A 17,366-nucleotide genomic window follows, 5' to 3' on the forward strand; every position below is an offset into this window, starting at 1 on the left:
CAAATTTAGTCAAAATATTCTCTATAGCTTACAAACCAACAATTTGTTTTATTTATAACCATATTGGTTTAGGTTATTTCAATTTTTTTAGGGCTCAACCACTCCCGATAACTATCGGGAGGTCGGGCTATCCGCTATATCTTTTTTGCTTTAATGGCAAAAAAGGATGTCGCTACTATCCCTTGCGCAATACCGAACGCCATTTTAAAATTCAATTACGCAACCAAAAAGTTGCGTATTAAAAATATTTGCCCTAATTTAGCAACCACAAAGTTGCATATTAATCAAAAAACAAAAAATTATGAATGATGTTATTAAAAAAGAAACCATGCTAAATCACAATATCGATGTGGTTTGGAATGCCATTACAAAAGCCGAAGAAATCTCAACCTGGTTTATCCCGGCCGATTTTAAAGCCGAACCCGGATACCAATACACCTTTACATCGCCGCCAAACGAAAAAGGTTGCACGGTTATAAGTGGCGAAGTAAAAAAAGCAAATCCGTATGTGTTAATATATACTTGGATAGTTGGCGACACCAAAGTCGAGACCACCGTAAAATGGGAACTGGAAGCCACCCAAAACGGCACAAAGCTAACTTTAGAGCATTCCAATATTTCGAATTACCCAGGCGAAACCGCCATTGCCATGTTTGAAAGCTTTAACGGCGGTTGGGATAATTGCATGGCCGGATTAACCACTTATTTAAAACAAGAGGTTAATGCAGGATAAAATCACCAAACTTTTTAAAGCTATAGCAGATCCCACAAGGCGTGATATTTTTCATGCCTTGGTATTTGCTACCTCAGCACTGTCTATTACCCAAATCTCAAATCAATTTGAAATGACAAGGCAAGGGGTTACCAAGCACATTAAAACTTTAGAGGACGCAGGATTGGTTTACATTGAAACCGAAGGTCGGGAACGCTTTTGTAACGCCAACCCCAAAGAGCTTCAAAAAGTCAATAAATGGTTGAAGTTTTACGAGCAATTCTGGGATGATAAATTGAGTGATTTAGGCGACTACTTAGATAATAAGGTATAATTGATACCGCAATTGTAAGGACGAAGATAGCCTGCACTAAGCGCAGTTGAAGTGTGGCAATCTTTTAATTGTACGTTAAAAACCTAAAGCATTCGACAAACAGGTTCCCGTTTTCTTTCTAATGAAAAAGCTCAGAATCGCACTAAAATTAAAAATAAATGTTAAAATATTTTATTTAGTTAGGAATCCTAACTATATTTACATCCTAATAAATCTTTAAAACCAAATATTATGAGTAAATCAATTTTTTATCACGCAGGATGCCCTGTATGTGTAAGCGCAGAACACGACATTGTTAATTTAATAGGAGCAGAAAATGTAGACATTGTACATTTTGGCGAAGACAGTTCAAGAATTTCAGAAGCTGAAAAGGCTGGTGTAAAATCGGTTCCAGCGTTGGTAACACCAAACGGAAATGTACTTCACATTAACTTTGGCGCTTCAATGGAAGCGGTAAAAGGTTAATTTTTTTAACCTATTTGGTTAGGAATCCTAATTTTTAAACCTATCAAATGTATGAAACATCCGTAACTAAAACTTGATACCCAAGGAAATGATTAAATGGATGTCGCATGTGACAATTAAAAAAACAATAAAAATAAACGCATGAAATCAATAGTATTATTAATAGCAGCTGTGTTTCTATACACAGCAAATATCCAAGGGCAAGACCATCAATACCAAAGCGACAATTTCGCAATTACCTCTACGCATGTTACCCACGATTCAGATTTAAACATTACCGTTTGGGAAATTGCAGTAAAAGGTAATGCTGGCGAAACAACACCTAAAAAAGCAGGCCAATTAGATGGCGCTCCCGTTTTAGGCTATGTATTCCCAACAAATTTAAAGCCAACAGACGTAGGTTTTAACGCAACCGAAGGTATTGTTGCGCTTGCCCTTACCTCTCATCCAGACTTTGATGACACCCCACTTTGGGATGAAAACTCAGATGCTATTTACGACAACGACGGTGTAATATGGCATCCGCATTGGGTGATTTTGGTTGAAGACAAACGCGTAAAAGGCGGACTTTCGGTGAAGCAATTTAAAAAAGACGATGAGTCTGTGGTTTTACCGCCCACAAACCCAGGCATGCCCATGTATATGGATTCTCCGGGGTATCCTGTTGTTACAAAAGCAAACACCATTAAAGTAATTGTTCCAGATTATAGAATCAATAACAAAACCGATTTTTCCTTTGATGCTGTTACGGCTTTCATGAAAGTGAACACCAGTATAGAAAATACGCCCATGCTTGGCGTTTACGAGGTGTATAGTGTGGCGAGTGGCGATTTATCATTACCTTATAAAGTAAAATAAATGGATATTTGGTTAACAACTTTAATAACAAAAACACCTCAAGACGGGTTTGAACTTGCTATAAAAATGTCGAGAATGGGTGTAAAATACACACAACCTGATATGGAAAAACTAAAAAGCGGAAGAAAAGCTTACGAGGATAACGCCCAATTTTTAATAGCGGCATCGCAAGTCGTTGCTATAAATTATCAAACCGTTGCCAAAGCAAATAACTATTGGAAATCTAAAAAAAGTTAATATGAAAGTTTCAGTTTGGGATACCTATGTAAAAAGAGACGACGGTAAGTTAATGCATTTTGATATTCTGGTGCCAAACAGCTTACAAGATGAGCAAACCATTTTAAATTACGGTACAAGTTATTTAAAAAGTAAAGCTTTTAAAACTGAAAGCATCTCGTCTAAAATCTGTAATTTTTGTCATATTGAACAGGCTACGGATGCCGTTATAAAAGACATCCAAAGGAAAGGATTTTCGATTATTGAAATGGAAAATTGCAACTAACTTAATTAGGATTACTAACTTTGCCTGTCAACCTAATATTGATTACTAACTTTGCCTGTCAACCTAATATTGGCAGGCATTTTATTATGAGCGATAGTATTTTTAATCCCAATCAGCAAATCTCTGATGTTTCCAGCAAAATCGTTGCTGGTTTAGAGCGCATTTCCGAAGCCTTTAAAGTATTGCTTTGGGAAAAGGCAAAGCTTTTAGGTTTGAGCCCAATTCAAATTCAAATACTCATTTTTATAAATTATCACAAAATTGAGTTTTGTAATGTGAGCCATTTGGCCAAAGAATTCAACGTTACAAAACCCACAATTAGTGATGCTGTGAAGGTTTTGGTAAATAAAGGGTTGATTGAAAAAGTGTTCTCCACTTCCGATAGTAGAAGTTACGCGGTACAATTAACAGATTCTGGTAAAACCATAATTTTAGAAACCGAAAATTTTGCGCAACCTTTAAAAAATCAATTAAACGGTATTAGTGATGCCGATTTAGAATCCACCTTCAACACGCTCAGCAAACTCATTTACAAATTAAATCGAATAGGTGTTTTAACGGTGCAACGCACTTGTTATGCTTGCAAGTTCTATCAAAAAAACAACAATCAACATTATTGCAATTTATTGGAAAAGGAATTGTTGAATTCTGAAATTCGGATTGATTGCGAGGAGTTTGAGATGAAAGCTTAATATAAACCGTCATTGTGAGGGAGGCTCGACAGTAACATTTTTTTGTTAGGAATTCTTAAAATCAACAGAAACTACGTTTAAACAGATTCTTACGCTTTTTTTCTAATGAAAAAGCTCAGAATGACAGTTCCAACGATATCAATTCAATTTAAACCTAACATCATGCGCCTCCAATTCACCCAAAAGTTCTTGACACACTTTTACTTTTTGCTTTCTACTGGGCATGGTCAATTTAATTTTTTCTTTGGTATCGTACACTAAAAAATTAAGAGCTTGATTCCCCGGATGCATGTTTATCAATTCTTTTAATGCCATAATTTTTTGTTCACTCAGGTCTTTAATATCCACTTGAATAGACAGCTTTTTTGCATAATTTTCCATCACATCGTGCAACAACTGGAAACTGTTAAACTGCAATCTTGGATCGCTTTTCTTTCCCGTGTCTTTATTCACCCAACCTTCGCGCACAAAAGTTTTTACAAACACAAAACTGTTTTTGAGTAAAAAATGTCTGTACTTTAAATACTCTTCCCCAAAAATCCTGAACTCAAAACTATCGGTATAATCTTCAATGGTAAATAGCGCCCATCCTTTACCCTGTTTGCTCACACGGTGCTGCACATCGGTTACTACACCGCCAAAAACAATTTCCCGGTTCACGTAAGGCTCTAAATTATTAAACATGGCAACCGTACCGTTGCAAAAGGTTTTCATTTCGATCTTAAAATCGTCTAAGGGATGCCCAGAAATATAGACGCCAACAACTTCGCGCTCTTTACTCAGTTTTTCCATCGTGCCCCATTCTTCGCATGGCGGCACTTCGGGTTCGGCAATTTGTACTTCACTCGCCTCGCCAAACAAACTTACCTGTGCAGAGTTTTCGTTCTCTTTGTGTTTTTGGGCATACTTTATAGCTTTCTCAAGAAACGTAATGCCATCGCCATCATCATGGAAATATTGGGCTCTATGGGTGTTGGCCAAACTATCAAAACCTCCTGCTAATGCTAGATTTTCAAATGCTTTTTTGTTGGCTGCTCGTAAATCTATCCGCTTTGCGAAATCGAAAATAGATTTATAATGGCCATCTTCTTTTCTGTTTTCAACAATGGTCATTACCGCACCGTGGCCAACCCCTTTTATGGCGCCCATGCCAAAACGCACCGCATTATCTTGATTTACCGAAAACTTATAATAACTTTCGTTTACATCGGGCCCGAGCACGTTGAGTTTCATACGTTTACACTCTTCCATAAAGAAGGTTACCTGCTTAATATCGTTCATGTTATTGGATAATACAGCAGCCATATATTCTGCAGGATAGTGGGCTTTTAAATATGCCGTTTGATAAGCAATCCACGCGTAACAAGTGGAGTGCGATTTGTTAAAGGCGTAACTCGCAAAGGCTTCCCAGTCTTTCCAAACTTTTTCCAAAATTTTGGCATCGTGTCCGTTTGCGCTGGCCTGCTCAATAAATTTAGGCTTCATTTTATCGAGAACAGCAATTTGCTTTTTCCCCATGGCTTTACGCAATACATCGGCTTCACCTTTGGTAAATCCGGCCAGTTTTTGCGAAAGTAGCATCACTTGCTCTTGGTATACGGTGATTCCGTATGTTTCCTTGAGGTATTCTTCCATCGCCGGCAAATCGTACTCAATGGCTTCGTCGCCATGTTTTCTGCGAACGAAACTCGGAATATATTCCATGGGCCCGGGACGATACAGGGCATTCATAGCAATTAAATCTTCAAAAACCGTTGGCTTTAAATCTTTAAGATGTTTTTGCATACCGGGAGATTCGTATTGGAATACCCCAACGGTTTCTCCGCGTTGGAACAATTGATATGTTTTTTCATCATCTAAAGGAAATGAGTCCGGATCGAGTTGAATATTGTGTTTTGCCTTTACAATTTTAACGGTGTCTTTAATTAAAGTCAGCGTTTTTAATCCCAAGAAATCCATTTTTAATAAACCAGCATCTTCAACCACCGAGTTGTCAAATTGGGTAACATATAAATCGGAATCTTTTGCTGTTGCCACAGGCACGAACTTGGTAATATCGTCGGGAGTGATGATAACCCCACAGGCATGAATTCCGGTATTTCGCACCGAACCTTCAAGCGTTCGGGCAAGATTTACGGTTTCGGCTTCCAAATCCTCACCTTCAGAAATATTTAAAAGTTGATTGACTTTTTCCAGATCTTCAGCCCTGAATTTTTTAGCCAATTCCTTTTCGTCCAACCCAAAAATCTTTCCGAGCTTAGACATGGTCGGGATAAGTTTTGCAATTCTATCGGCATCAAACAAAGGCAAATCGAGCACACGCGCCGTATCTCGAATAGACGATTTTGCCGCCATGGTACCGTAGGTAATGATTTGCGCCACTTGGTTGCTTCCGTACTTTTCAATCACGTAATCCATCACGCGACTTCGGCCTTCATCATCAAAATCAATATCGATATCGGGCATACTAATACGGTCTGGATTTAGGAAACGCTCAAAAAGTAAATCGTATTTAAGCGGATCGATATTGGTAATCCAAAGGCAATATGCCACTACCGAACCTGCTGCCGAACCACGACCAGGACCAACGGACACGTCCATATTTCGGGCCTCGCGAATAAAATCCTCTACAATTAAAAAATATCCGGGATACCCTGTGTTTTCAATAACGCTCAACTCAAAATCGAGTCGCTCTTTAATTTCTTCCGTTAAATCTTCACCATAGCGTTTTTTCGCGCCTTCGTAAGTTAAATGACGTAAATACGCGTTTTCACCACGTTTTCCGCCATCGTTTAAATCGTCTTCGTGCTTAAACTGCTCGGGAATATCGAAGGCTGGCAACAACACATCGCGCGCCAATTGATAAGCCTCCACTTTATCGACCACCTCTTGGATATTTGTAATCGCCTCGGGCACATCTTTAAAGGCATTTTTCATCTCGTCAGAAGACTTAAAATAGTACTCTTGATTTGGCAATCCGTAACGATACCCACGACCGCGACCAATGGGAGTGGCTTGCTTTTCGCCATCTTTTACACAGAGTAAAATATCGTGTGCATTGGCATCGTCTTGCTTTCTGTAATAGGTGTTGTTGGAGGCCACCAACTTAACATCGTGCTTTTTTGCCAATTGAATTAATACGGGGTTAACGCGATTTTCATCTTCTTGGTTGTGGCGCATTAGCTCGACATACAAATCATCTCCAAACTCATTTTTCCACCACAGCAAAGCTTCTTCGGCTTGATTTTCGCCAATATTTAAAACTTTACTTGGGACTTCGCCGTATAAATTCCCCGTTAATACAATTAAATCTTCTTTATATTCTTGAATGAGTTTTTTATCGATTCGAGGTAAATAATAAAAACCATTAACAAAAGCGTGCGACGATAATTTAGCCAAATTATGATAGCCGTTTTTGTTTTTGGCCAATAGTACGATTTGGTAGCCATTATCTTTTCTGGTTTTATCCAAATGATTTTCGCAAACAAAAAACTCGCAACCTATAATGGGTTTTATTTCTTTGGCGGTAACCGTTTCGCCTGTTTCTTTGGCGGCTCTAATTTTAGCCTTAACACCACTATTATGTCTATTTACTGCATTCACAAAGTGAAAAGCGCCCATCATATTGGCGTGGTCCGTTAACGCCACAGCGGGCATGTTGTATTCGGCGGCGGCAGCAACAATATCGGACACGCTCATGGTGGATTGCAATACCGAAAATTGGGAATGATTGTGCAAATGCACAAAATCGATTTCCTTTAATTCGGATACGTTTTGTTTGATTTCTGCCGAAGAAATATCAGCGGTTTGTGCTTTTTGCAAACGCGCATTAATCTTAGCACTTTCCTTTTTAAGATTGATGTGCTTTAAACCAATAAGTTGAATGGTTTGCGGATTGGCTTCCGAGAATTTTTGAAAATAATCGGGCTGAACATCCAATTGTTCTTTGGTATATTCTCCCAATCGAATCAATTCGAAAAAACAACGTGTGGTCGCCTCAACATCGGCAGTAGCGTTGTGGGCTTCGGCAAAAGGTTTATTAAATAAAAATTCGTGAAGTTCGGTTAAGGTTGGTAATTTAAACTTGCCGTAACGCCCGCCGGGGATTTGGCACAATTGCGCGGTGTGCTCGGTACAGGTATCTAAAACGGGTAATTCCTGTAATGGGTTTACCACATCGGCACGTACAAATTCGGCACCCATAATATTCAAATCGAACTTAACGTTTTGCCCAACCACAAATTTGGTTTTACCCAAAGCTTCATTGAATTTTTCTAAAACCTCGGCTAAAGGCACACCTTGTTCTTGTGCCAATTCGGTAGAAATACCATGGATTTTTTCGGCATCATAAGGGATGTTAAACCCATCCGGTTGCACCAAATAATCTTGATGATCGATACAGTTCCCCATAGCATCGTGCAACTGCCATGCAATTTGAATACACCTTGGCCAATTATCGGTATCTGTAATGGGCGCGTCCCAACGTTTTGGTAATCCTGTGGTTTCGGTATCGAAAATTAAGTACATTCTTGAAGTTTAGATGGTTGTGTTTAAGTCGTTTATAAAAAACAAAACTTAGCCTATAAAAATACATAGAATTTATACTTTTTTAAAGTGAAGTTATAAACACTTGTAAACAAAGTTTCATCTTTGCATTTCGATAAAATAAACTACTTTAGAGGATTAATATTTTCTTATGAAATCAAAATTATTAGTATTTGTGCTAACCGCTATCCTTTTTAACTGTACCAATCCAAACACCACTTTATATGTTGGCACCTACACAAATGGTGAAAGCGAAGGCATCTATCAATTTGAGTTTAGTTCTGAAACTGGCGCATTGACCAATAAACAATTGGCAGCAAGTTCAGAGAACCCTTCATTTATAACTTATTCACGCGATAGAAATTATTTATATGCCGTTAATGAAAATGAAAATGGCAGTGTTTCGGCTTTTAAAGTGGAAGACGACAAAACCCTAACATTCATAAATAAAGTGAGGACAAAAGGGGCGCACCCTTGCCATGTTGCAATTAACGAACAAGGTGATAAAGCCGTTGTTTCAAATTATACCGGCGGCAATTTTTCGTTACATAATATTAAAAATGATGGCGCTTTAAATGAAGCATTTCAGGTTTTAAACCATAAAACCGATAGCATTGCTTCACACGCACATTCAGCTCAATTTTTTAAAGATGATTTATTGGTTTCGGATTTAGGGCGCAATGCCGTTTTTAATTATCGCTTAGCCAACAATAACTATAAACTGATTACTCCTTCAATTGTAAAACTGGAAGACAGTTCTGGCCCCAGACATTTTTCGTTGACAAAAGATGGGAAATTCATTTACATAATAAACGAACTTTCCAGCACGATTACGTCAGCTAAAAAAACAGAAAATGGGTTTGAATTTATTGAAACGCTTTCAACTTTAGATGATGATTTTAAAGGAAAAAGCTACTGTGCCGATATCCATTTATCCAAAGACGAGCAATTTTTATATGGTTCAAATCGCGGTGAAAATTCCATGGTTGTTTTTAAGCGTGATACTACTTCCGGCAAACTCACTAAAATCCAAAACATGAGTGTTCATGGCGATTGGCCACGAAACTTTGCTATAGATCCATCGGGTAAATTCTTGTTGGTGGCTAATCAAAAAAGCAATAATATTTCTGTTTTTAAAGTGAATACCCAAACCGGATTCCTCTCATTTTTGAACGAAGTTCCATTGCCCACACCCGTTTGTTTGCTGTTTTAAAAAGTTTGCTGTTTTTATCCTAAATTCCCTCGTGCAAATAGTTTTAAAAAAACTTTTAATTTATTACTTCTAACTTTTAACTTTTTACGTATCTTTGCGCCCTCATTAATAACCGAGGTCGAGAACCTCAAATAATTAATTATTATGCCAGTAAAAATTAGATTACAAAGACACGGTAAAAAAGGAAAACCTTACTATTGGATCGTAGCAGCAGACTCACGTTCAAAAAGAGATGGTAAATACTTGGAAAAATTAGGTGCTTACAACCCAAACACAAATCCAGCAACTGTTGAATTAGATGTTGATGGTGCTGTAAAATGGTTACAGAATGGTGCACAACCAACTGACACCGCTAAAAACCTATTATCTTACAAAGGTGCTTTACTAAAAAATCACCTTGCAGGTGGTGTTAAAAAAGGAGCTTTAACCGAAGAGCAAGCAGAAGCAAAATTCACAGCTTGGTTAGAAGAAAAAGCTGGAAAAGTACAAGCTAAAACTGATGGTTTATCTGAAGCAGAAGCGAAAGCGAAAGCGGATGCATTAGCTGCTGAAAAAGCGGTTAACGAAGCAAGAATAGCTGCGGCTGCTCCTGTTGTTGAAGAAGAAGTAGCTGAAGATGCTGCTCCTGCTGTTGAGGCCGAAGCTTCAAACGAAGAAGAATAAAAACTTTTATTTTTATACTTTTAAACTCCGATAGCTTCTATCGGAGTTTTTTATTTAACCACACTTTTAAAAGTTTGGTTAAATAATTCCCATAAAGATGGGAATCTCATTAACTTTGAATAAACTTGAAATAGATTGCCGCCTTCGCGGGAATAACAAAAAATGCCTTTTCAATGACAAAAGAAGACTGTTTTTATTTAGGTAAAATTGTAAAAAAGTACAGTTTTAAAGGCGAGGTTTTAGCAAAACTAGATACCGATCAGCCTGAAATTTACGAACATTTAGACACCATTTTTTTAGAGCTTAAAAACAACCTAATTCCTTTTTTTGTGGAAAGCTCACAGCTACACAAATCTGAATTGTTGCGTATTAAATTTGAAGATGTAGATACCGAAGCCGATGCAGATGCCATTATGAAAAGCCATTTGTATTTACCGCTCGACCTATTGCCGAAACTAGAAGGCGACAAGTTTTATTTTCACGAAGTTATTGGGTTTGCCATTGAAGATAAAAACTATGGTAAAGTTGGTAAGTTAACGAGCATTAATGATTCTACAGCGCAGTCGCTTTTTGAAATTGACAGGGATGGTATTGAAATATTAATACCAATGAATGATGAGTTTATTTTAAAAGTTGATCGAGAAAACAAAACGATTCTTGTTGAAACCCCTGAGGGGTTGATTGATTTGTATCTGTAGTAAACGTAACGTCATGCTGAATTTATTTCAGCATCACATCTTATAATTATGAGATCCTGAAACAAGTTCAGGATGACAGCCATGAATAAACCCTTCAAATTCAAACAATTCACTATCAACCAAGACCGATGCGCCATGAAAATTGGTACAGATAGCGTGTTGCTGGGTGCTTGGTGTTCATTAAAAAACAATCCGTTTTCTGTTTTAGATATTGGCGCCGGCACCGGTGTTATCTCACTTATGCTGGCACAACGCAGCAACGCTGAATTGATTGATGCCATTGAAATTGACGATAACGCCTACGAACAATGTGTTGATAATTTTGAAGCATCTCCGTGGGGAGACCGATTGTTTTGTTACCACGCCTCACTGGAAGCTTTTACAGAAGAAATTGAAGATAAATACGATGTAATAGTATCCAATCCGCCATTCTATTCTGAAGATTACAAAACAGAAAAAAAAGCACGTGATTTAGCCCGATTTACCGATGCTATGCCGTTTGAGCACCTTGTTGATAGCGTTTCAAAATTACTCTCAGAACATGGCACCTTCTCTGTGATTATTCCTTTTAAAGAAGAATCAAAACTTATTGAATTAGCTTCAAGAGCCCATCTTTTCCCCAATAATTTATTGCACGTAAAAGGTCACCCAAATTCTGAAATCAAACGTAGTTTAATCGAATTTTCTTTCCGCGAAAGCGCTATAAAAACAGACGCATTAATTATTGAAACCGAGAGACATCAATACACCAAAGAATACATCAATTTAACAAAAGATTTCTACATAAAAATGTAACCCATTCAATATGGATTAGTTAAATTTGAGGACTTAAAATGATAAAATATTAAAAAAAAGCGAACCGTAGTTAAGATATATTAATGGGCTGCTTTTTTTAACATAAAAACGAATCTAAAATGAAGCCAGATTTATTTGAAGCTCCAGATTATTACAACTTAGACGAGCTTTTAACCGAAGAACACAAACTAGTGCGTGATGCCGCTAGAGAATGGGTAAAACGCGATGTGTCTCCAATAATTGAAGAGTATGCCCAAAAAGCGGAATTCCCAAACCAAATCGTAAACGGATTGGCGGAAATTGGAGCTTTTGGCCCTTATATTCCCGAAGAATATGGCGGTGCTGGATTAGACCAAATTTCTTATGGATTGATTATGCAGGAAATTGAACGCGGTGATTCTGGTGTGCGCAGTACAGCGTCGGTGCAATCCTCTTTGGTAATGTATCCTATTTGGAAATACGGCAACGAAGCGCAGCGTAAAAAATACTTACCAAAACTGGCTAGTGGCGAATGGATTGGCTGTTTCGGTTTAACCGAACCCGACCATGGCAGCAACCCAAGCGGTATGGTTACCAACTTTAAGGATATGGGCGACCACTATCTTTTAAACGGTGCCAAAATGTGGATTAGCAATGCCCCTTTTGCAGAAATTGCCGTGGTTTGGGCAAAAAACGAAGAAGGCAGGATTCACGGATTAATTGTCGAGCGTGGGATGGAAGGTTTTTCAACGCCCGAAACCCATAACAAATGGTCGCTTCGTGCGAGTGCCACGGGCGAACTTATTTTCGATAATGTTAAAGTGCCAAAAGAAAATTTATTACCTAACAAATCTGGTCTGGGCGCACCACTTGGTTGTTTGGATTCCGCACGTTACGGCATTGCCTGGGGCGCTATTGGTGCTGCCATGGACTGTTACGATACGGCTTTAAGATACAGCAAAGAACGCATCCAGTTTGGGAAACCCATTGGGCAATTTCAACTGCAACAAAAAAAATTAGCTGAAATGATTACAGAAATCACCAAAGCCCAACTTTTAACTTGGAGACTTGGTGTGCTGCGAAATGAAGATAAAGCCACATCAGCACAAATATCGATGGCGAAACGCAACAATGTGGATATGGCTATTAACATTGCCCGCGAAGCCAGACAAATGTTAGGCGGAATGGGCATTACCGGCGAGTATTCCATTATGCGCCATTCCATGAATTTAGAAAGTGTGATTACTTACGAAGGCACACACGATATTCATTTATTAATTACCGGTTTAGACATTACAGGACTTAACGCGTTTAAATAATCGCTAAGCGATATTTGGCAGCTCACTCTTGTGGGTAATTCATTTTTAAGAATCATAAAAATGCTTCTCATAAATTGGGAAGCATTTTTTTATTGAAATTTGTTTACATTTACTTTTATGTTCTCATCTAAAAAAAGATTAGATAACGCGTACGCAAGTGCTAAAGTCATTGATTTTGATGACGATAGCAAGTTTATTCTTTTTAGCGATTGCCACCGTGGCGACAATAGCTTTGCAGACGATTTTGCCAATAACAGAAATATTTATTTTCACGCGTTAAAACATTATTATGCCGAGGGTTTTCAGTATTGCGAAATTGGTGACGGCGACGAACTTTGGGAAAACATATCGTTCAAAGCTATTTTAAACGCTCATAAAAACGTGTATATGCTTATGAAACTGTTTCATAAAGCCAATCGATTACACATGATTTGGGGAAACCACGACATGGTTTACAGAAATCCGGAATACGTAAAAAAACATTTATCAACTTATTTTGACCCAAAAGTTGGAGAAGATGTAGAGCTTTTTGGCGACATAAGGTATCATGAAGGTATCGTTTTAAAACATTCAAGAACTGGACAGGAATTATTTTTAACCCACGGCCATCAAGCCGATTGGTGGAATTATTTATTTTGGAAATGGAGCCGATTTATGGTTCGGGTGCTGTGGAAGCCCTTAAATGTTATGGGAATTGCCGACCCTACAAGTCCCGCAAAAAACTATACCGAACTGATTAAAGTTGAGCGACGCACCAAAAAATGGATTGCAGAAAAAAACAACTTGCTAACCATTGTTGGGCATACCCACAGACCGCGTTTTCCCGAACCCGGAGATATTGCTTTTTTTAACGATGGGAGCTGTGTGCATCCGCGAAGTATTACGGGCATTGAAATTGAACATGGTGAAATTTCATTAATTAAGTGGCAAATTGCCACAAAAGAAGACGGCACACTTCAAATTGTAAGGGTCTTGCTCGAAGGCCCAAAAAGATTAATTGACTATAAAACAGAATCAATCTTATAAAAACTAAAGCTATGAATTTATTAAAATATGGTCTCGTCTTTATTTTTTCACTAACCACCTTTTCTCTAAATACCAACTCCGTTTTAGATGAAAACCAAACCGAAAAACCCATTGCTGTAATGGCATATTATGTTCCCGAAAAAGATTATAACCCTGAAAATTTACCATTAAATCAGCTTACCCACATTATTTTTTCGTTCACTAAGGTGATTGATAACGAGATGAAATTTAACAACGATTCGTATGGCAAAAAACTGCATCAATTAGTGGAGCAAAGAAAAAATCATCCCAACCTTAAGGTGATGATTGCTTGTGGTGGCTGGGGTTCTAAAGGGTTTTCGGATATGGCACATACCCCGGAAAACAGGCGTAAATTTGTGGAAAGCGTTGTTCGTTTTAATAAAAAATATAGTTTAGATGGTTTAGATATAGATTGGGAATACCCTGGAATTCCTGCCGCCAACACCAAAGCACGACCGGAAGACAAGCAAAATTTTACACTTTTAATGAAAGAACTCCGGGAAGCATTAAATACTTTAGACAGAACACAAACCCTAACCTTTGCATCGGCGGGTTGGAAACGGTATTACGATAATATTGAGCTTGTTGAAGTTATGAAACATGTTGATTTTATGAATATCATGACTTACGATCAAGTTAGTGGAAACGCCCCATTTACAGGGCATCACACACCATTGGGCTGGATTAAAACGGAACATTTAAAAGATTCTTTAGTTTCAGATTTTTATGAAGAAATGAAAAAAAGAAGTGCTAAATATAAGACGGAATACGAGCCGAATTCAACCGAAATGATAGTTGATTTTTGTATTTCAAAAGGCGTAAAGCGCGAGCAAATTGTAATTGGTGCGGCTTTTTACGGTAAAGCTTGGAAAGGCGTTGCTTCAATTAACAATGGACTGTATCAAGCCAATAAAGGAGCCTATGCTACCATTGTTTACAAAGATATTAGAGAAAAATACGAAAGCGACAAAAATTATAAAAGGCATTGGGATGCTGTGGCCAAAGCACCATATTTATTCAATGCGACTGATAGCATTTTTATTACTTTTGATGATACGGTATCGGTAAAACTTAAAACAAAATATGCCAAAAAAGAAAAATTAGGTGGTATTATGTTTTGGCAGCTTGGGCAGGACGTAAAAGAAAAAAACAGTCTTTTAAATGCTATTTATAAGGCCAGTGAATTGCCCTAAGAATAAGCCAACGCTATATTTATAAAGAATGAGATTAAAAAACCTTGAAATAATGAAATCTCTACTATCGGGTAAAAATTAACTCTCCGGAGCCAGCTCCACGACCAAACCTTCCATGTCTGGTGTCATTTGTATTTGGCATCCCAAACGGCTATTGTCTTTAACATCAAAAGCTTCAGAAAGCATCGCTTCCTCATCATCTGACATTTCGGGAAGCTCATGTTCTGATATAACATAGCATTGGCACGACGCGCACATAGCCATACCACCGCAAACACCAATGGTACCTTCTGGTGCAAGCTCGTAAGACCTGACCACTTCCATAAGGTTCATGGCCATATCGGTTGGGGCAACAACCTCGTGCGTAACGCCATCTCTATCTGTTATTTTTATATTTATGTCCTGTTCCATGATATAATTTCAATACCATAGGGCATGTTTATAAAGCATCCCCCATTTTTACTTTTTAATAAATTTTTATGAAAATTGATTAGGCTTCAACATTTATAACCTGCTTAATTTGTGGCGCATGTTTTTTAATAGTCATTTCTACACCAGATTTAAGTGTCATTTGATTTACACTACAGCCCACACAAGCACCTTGCAACTGAACCTTAACCAAGGTGTTGTCTTCTTCGATGGACAACAACGAAATATCGCCACCATCGCTTTGCAAAAACGGACGAATCTCCTCCAGTGCTTTTTCTACATTTAACTTAAGTTCTTCTGATGTCATAACCTATTTTTTAACTGCTGAACATCCAGCCATTGTTGTAATTTTTATAGCCTCGGTTGGTGGCAAATCGTCATTTCGCCTTACCACTTCTTGAACTACATTTTGAGTTAACTTTTCAAAAGCTTGCTCTAATGGGGTTGCCGTTTGTAAAGCTGCTGGACGACCAACATCGCCTGCTTCCCGAATGCTTTGTACCAAAGGTAATTCGCCTAAAAATGGCACCTTTAAATCTTCTGAAAGATGTTTGGCTCCTTCTTTTCCGAAAATATAATATTTGTTATCCGGTAGTTCAGCTGGCGTAAAGTAAGCCATATTTTCAATAATACCTAAAACGGGCACATTTATACTTTCTTGTTGGAACATGGCCACGCCTTTTTTAGCATCGGCCAAGGCTACATTTTGCGGCGTACTAACTACAACTGCACCGGTGATTGGTAGCGATTGCATGATACTTAAATGAATATCTCCGGTTCCCGGTGGTAAATCAATTAGCATAAAATCGAGTTCGCCCCAATGCGCATCAAAAATCATTTGATTTAACGCTTTCGCCGCCATTGGTCCGCGCCAAACAACTGCTTGATCGGGTTTTGTAAAAAAGCCAATCGACAATACTTTAACACCGTAATTCTCAACAGGTTTCATTTTAGATTTTCCATTAATATTCACTGCCAAAGGACGTTCTGCTTCAACATCAAACATAATAGGAATTGATGGCCCGTAAATATCGGCATCCAATACCCCAACTTTAAAGCCCATTTTGGCTAAAGTCACCGCTAAATTTGCCGTAACTGTAGATTTTCCAACGCCTCCTTTTCCGGAAGCAATGGCTATAATATTTCTTAAACCAGGCACCGCTGCACCTTTTATAACGTTCGCTTTTGGTTTTACGGGCACGTCCACTTTTACGTTTACGGTAATTTTAGCTTTTTCGTAAACTTTCTCGTGGATGGTTTTTAGGATATCGACCTCAACGCGTTTTTTGGCCTGCAAACTCGGGTTTGCAATGGTAATGTCTACGATAACTTCATCACCAAAAGTGATGACGTTTTTTACGGCTTTGCTCTCCACCATATTCATGCCTTCACCAGGAACGGTAATAGATTCGAGCGCTTTTAATATATCTTGTTTGTTTAATTTCACAGCTTTCAATTTAGATTTATTCTAAAGTACAAATATACAGTGAATTGTTTAGATTTTAAAGCGGTTTTCTTGAAATGATTTTTGTGTTATTTGGGTGTGTATATGCGAGGCGCAATTTGTAATTATTTGAAAAATTAGGACATATTTACAAGGCCTTTACAGGATCCCAAAAAACAGATTCAAAATTTTGGATTTGGTTGTCAACAACCTCAATGTCTTCGCTCTCCAGAAGTTGCTGCATGAGGTTGGTGCCATCAAAATGATGTTTTCCCGTTAACAAGCCTTTACGGTTTACAACACGGTGCGCCGGCACATCTTTACCATGCGAACCATTCATGGCATAACCCACCATTCGCGCACTTTTTGCTGCGCCCAAATAATTCGCTATGGCTCCGTAGCTGGTTACTTTTCCGTAGGGAATCAATCGAGCGACTTCGTAAACTTTATCGAAGAAATTTAAAGTTTCTGGTTTCAT

Annotated in this window: 19 protein-coding genes; 14 read left to right on the top strand and 5 right to left on the bottom strand. The window is 38.1% G+C overall.

The window, feature by feature from the left end; translation table 11 throughout:
- Nucleotides 1-301 precede the first annotated feature (301 nt).
- The 7 genes from ACN5J7_RS08675 to ACN5J7_RS08705 all read left to right on the top strand — a co-directional run bounded on the left by ACN5J7_RS08675 (nt 302) and on the right by ACN5J7_RS08705 (nt 3,563).
- On the top strand, nt 302-733 hold the full coding sequence (locus ACN5J7_RS08675) for an SRPBCC family protein (protein ID WP_418603608.1): 432 nt from the start codon (nt 302-304) through the stop codon (nt 731-733).
- Nucleotides 723-1,046 (top strand): ArsR/SmtB family transcription factor, encoded by a 324-nt coding sequence (locus ACN5J7_RS08680; RefSeq protein WP_418603609.1) that lies wholly within the window; start codon nt 723-725, stop codon nt 1,044-1,046. Before ACN5J7_RS08675 ends, ACN5J7_RS08680 begins: the two co-directional genes overlap by 11 nt.
- Nucleotides 1,047-1,277: 231 nt before the next feature.
- On the top strand, nt 1,278-1,511 hold the full coding sequence (locus ACN5J7_RS08685; RefSeq protein WP_311935372.1) for a thioredoxin family protein: 234 nt from the start codon (nt 1,278-1,280) through the stop codon (nt 1,509-1,511).
- 141 nt (nt 1,512-1,652) lie between these two features.
- Nucleotides 1,653-2,369, top strand: a complete 717-nt coding sequence (locus ACN5J7_RS08690) for a hypothetical protein (RefSeq protein ID WP_311935374.1) — start codon at nt 1,653-1,655, stop codon at nt 2,367-2,369.
- Nucleotides 2,370-2,606, top strand: a complete 237-nt coding sequence (locus ACN5J7_RS08695) for a hexameric tyrosine-coordinated heme protein (protein WP_311935376.1) — start codon at nt 2,370-2,372, stop codon at nt 2,604-2,606.
- A 1-nt stretch (nt 2,607) separates the two neighbouring features.
- On the top strand, nt 2,608-2,871 hold the full coding sequence (locus ACN5J7_RS08700; protein ID WP_418603610.1) for a DUF2024 family protein: 264 nt from the start codon (nt 2,608-2,610) through the stop codon (nt 2,869-2,871).
- Between the two features lie 86 nt (nt 2,872-2,957).
- A complete protein-coding gene (locus ACN5J7_RS08705) occupies nt 2,958-3,563 on the top strand; it encodes a MarR family winged helix-turn-helix transcriptional regulator (protein ID WP_418603611.1) in 606 nt (201 codons plus the stop codon).
- A gap of 138 nt (nt 3,564-3,701) precedes the next feature.
- Here the strand turns inward: ACN5J7_RS08705 and dnaE are convergent, their stop codons facing one another.
- Nucleotides 3,702-8,090 carry a DNA polymerase III subunit alpha gene (gene dnaE / locus ACN5J7_RS08710; RefSeq protein ID WP_418603612.1) on the bottom strand — a complete coding sequence of 1,463 codons (4,389 nt, stop codon included), beginning with the start codon at nt 8,088-8,090 and terminating at the stop codon, nt 3,702-3,704.
- A 169-nt stretch (nt 8,091-8,259) separates the two neighbouring features.
- Here dnaE and ACN5J7_RS08715 point away from each other — a divergent pair, with 169 nt between their 5' ends.
- From ACN5J7_RS08715 to ACN5J7_RS08745, 7 genes are all read left to right on the top strand, one after another.
- Nucleotides 8,260-9,321 carry a lactonase family protein gene (locus ACN5J7_RS08715; protein WP_418603613.1) on the top strand — a complete coding sequence of 354 codons (1,062 nt, stop codon included), beginning with the start codon at nt 8,260-8,262 and terminating at the stop codon, nt 9,319-9,321.
- Nucleotides 9,322-9,465: 144 nt separating this feature from the next.
- Complete coding sequence (locus ACN5J7_RS08720) at nt 9,466-9,984, top strand: 30S ribosomal protein S16 (RefSeq protein ID WP_311935387.1); 519 nt, start codon at nt 9,466-9,468, stop codon at nt 9,982-9,984.
- Between the two features lie 173 nt (nt 9,985-10,157).
- Entirely contained in the window at nt 10,158-10,682 is a 525-nt protein-coding gene (gene rimM / locus ACN5J7_RS08725; protein ID WP_311935389.1) for a ribosome maturation factor RimM, read from the top strand.
- An 81-nt stretch (nt 10,683-10,763) separates the two neighbouring features.
- Nucleotides 10,764-11,477 (top strand): tRNA1(Val) (adenine(37)-N6)-methyltransferase, encoded by a 714-nt coding sequence (locus ACN5J7_RS08730; RefSeq protein ID WP_418603784.1) that lies wholly within the window; start codon nt 10,764-10,766, stop codon nt 11,475-11,477.
- A 119-nt stretch (nt 11,478-11,596) separates the two neighbouring features.
- A complete protein-coding gene (locus ACN5J7_RS08735) occupies nt 11,597-12,775 on the top strand; it encodes an acyl-CoA dehydrogenase family protein (RefSeq protein WP_418603614.1) in 1,179 nt (392 codons plus the stop codon).
- A 117-nt stretch (nt 12,776-12,892) separates the two neighbouring features.
- Entirely contained in the window at nt 12,893-13,801 is a 909-nt protein-coding gene (locus tag ACN5J7_RS08740) for a serine/threonine protein phosphatase (RefSeq protein WP_418603615.1), read from the top strand.
- A gap of 11 nt (nt 13,802-13,812) precedes the next feature.
- Complete coding sequence (locus tag ACN5J7_RS08745; RefSeq protein WP_418603616.1) at nt 13,813-15,015, top strand: glycoside hydrolase family 18 protein; 1,203 nt, start codon at nt 13,813-13,815, stop codon at nt 15,013-15,015.
- A gap of 78 nt (nt 15,016-15,093) precedes the next feature.
- Here ACN5J7_RS08745 and ACN5J7_RS08750 read toward each other — a convergent pair whose 3' ends face one another.
- The 4 genes from ACN5J7_RS08750 to ACN5J7_RS08765 form a co-directional block, all read right to left on the bottom strand.
- Nucleotides 15,094-15,426: a 2Fe-2S iron-sulfur cluster-binding protein gene (locus ACN5J7_RS08750; RefSeq protein ID WP_311935396.1), complete on the bottom strand. Its 333-nt coding sequence runs from the start codon at nt 15,424-15,426 to the stop codon at nt 15,094-15,096.
- Between the two features lie 79 nt (nt 15,427-15,505).
- Entirely contained in the window at nt 15,506-15,751 is a 246-nt protein-coding gene (locus ACN5J7_RS08755; protein WP_311935398.1) for a NifU family protein, read from the bottom strand.
- A gap of 3 nt (nt 15,752-15,754) precedes the next feature.
- A complete protein-coding gene (locus tag ACN5J7_RS08760; RefSeq protein ID WP_311935400.1) occupies nt 15,755-16,891 on the bottom strand; it encodes an Mrp/NBP35 family ATP-binding protein in 1,137 nt (378 codons plus the stop codon).
- Between the two features lie 145 nt (nt 16,892-17,036).
- Nucleotides 17,037-17,366: an MGMT family protein gene (locus ACN5J7_RS08765; RefSeq protein WP_418603617.1), complete on the bottom strand. Its 330-nt coding sequence runs from the start codon at nt 17,364-17,366 to the stop codon at nt 17,037-17,039.

The organism is Hwangdonia sp., from assembly GCF_048381975.1.
Classification (GTDB): domain Bacteria; phylum Bacteroidota; class Bacteroidia; order Flavobacteriales; family Flavobacteriaceae; genus Hwangdonia; species Hwangdonia seohaensis.

What these genes read in the sequence shown, in the direction of transcription:
- ACN5J7_RS08705 (WP_418603611.1), top strand. Translation starts at nt 2,958, where the DNA reads ATGAGCGATAGTATTTTTAATCCCAATCAGCAAATCTCTGATGTTTCC.
- ACN5J7_RS08750 (WP_311935396.1), bottom strand. Translation starts at nt 15,426, where the DNA reads ATGGAACAGGACATAAATATAAAAATAACAGATAGAGATGGCGTTACG.
- ACN5J7_RS08690 (WP_311935374.1), top strand. Translation starts at nt 1,653, where the DNA reads ATGAAATCAATAGTATTATTAATAGCAGCTGTGTTTCTATACACAGCA.
- ACN5J7_RS08715 (WP_418603613.1), top strand. Translation starts at nt 8,260, where the DNA reads ATGAAATCAAAATTATTAGTATTTGTGCTAACCGCTATCCTTTTTAAC.
- ACN5J7_RS08700 (WP_418603610.1), top strand. Translation starts at nt 2,608, where the DNA reads ATGAAAGTTTCAGTTTGGGATACCTATGTAAAAAGAGACGACGGTAAG.
- ACN5J7_RS08765 (WP_418603617.1), bottom strand. Translation starts at nt 17,366, where the DNA reads ATGAAACCAGAAACTTTAAATTTCTTCGATAAAGTTTACGAAGTCGCT.
- ACN5J7_RS08685 (WP_311935372.1), top strand. Translation starts at nt 1,278, where the DNA reads ATGAGTAAATCAATTTTTTATCACGCAGGATGCCCTGTATGTGTAAGC.
- ACN5J7_RS08675 (WP_418603608.1), top strand. Translation starts at nt 302, where the DNA reads ATGAATGATGTTATTAAAAAAGAAACCATGCTAAATCACAATATCGAT.
- ACN5J7_RS08740 (WP_418603615.1), top strand. Translation starts at nt 12,893, where the DNA reads ATGTTCTCATCTAAAAAAAGATTAGATAACGCGTACGCAAGTGCTAAA.
- ACN5J7_RS08735 (WP_418603614.1), top strand. Translation starts at nt 11,597, where the DNA reads ATGAAGCCAGATTTATTTGAAGCTCCAGATTATTACAACTTAGACGAG.
- ACN5J7_RS08755 (WP_311935398.1), bottom strand. Translation starts at nt 15,751, where the DNA reads ATGACATCAGAAGAACTTAAGTTAAATGTAGAAAAAGCACTGGAGGAG.
- ACN5J7_RS08680 (WP_418603609.1), top strand. Translation starts at nt 723, where the DNA reads ATGCAGGATAAAATCACCAAACTTTTTAAAGCTATAGCAGATCCCACA.
- ACN5J7_RS08720 (WP_311935387.1), top strand. Translation starts at nt 9,466, where the DNA reads ATGCCAGTAAAAATTAGATTACAAAGACACGGTAAAAAAGGAAAACCT.
- ACN5J7_RS08745 (WP_418603616.1), top strand. Translation starts at nt 13,813, where the DNA reads ATGAATTTATTAAAATATGGTCTCGTCTTTATTTTTTCACTAACCACC.
- ACN5J7_RS08730 (WP_418603784.1), top strand. Translation starts at nt 10,764, where the DNA reads ATGAATAAACCCTTCAAATTCAAACAATTCACTATCAACCAAGACCGA.
- dnaE (WP_418603612.1), bottom strand. Translation starts at nt 8,090, where the DNA reads ATGTACTTAATTTTCGATACCGAAACCACAGGATTACCAAAACGTTGG.
- rimM (WP_311935389.1), top strand. Translation starts at nt 10,158, where the DNA reads ATGACAAAAGAAGACTGTTTTTATTTAGGTAAAATTGTAAAAAAGTAC.
- ACN5J7_RS08695 (WP_311935376.1), top strand. Translation starts at nt 2,370, where the DNA reads ATGGATATTTGGTTAACAACTTTAATAACAAAAACACCTCAAGACGGG.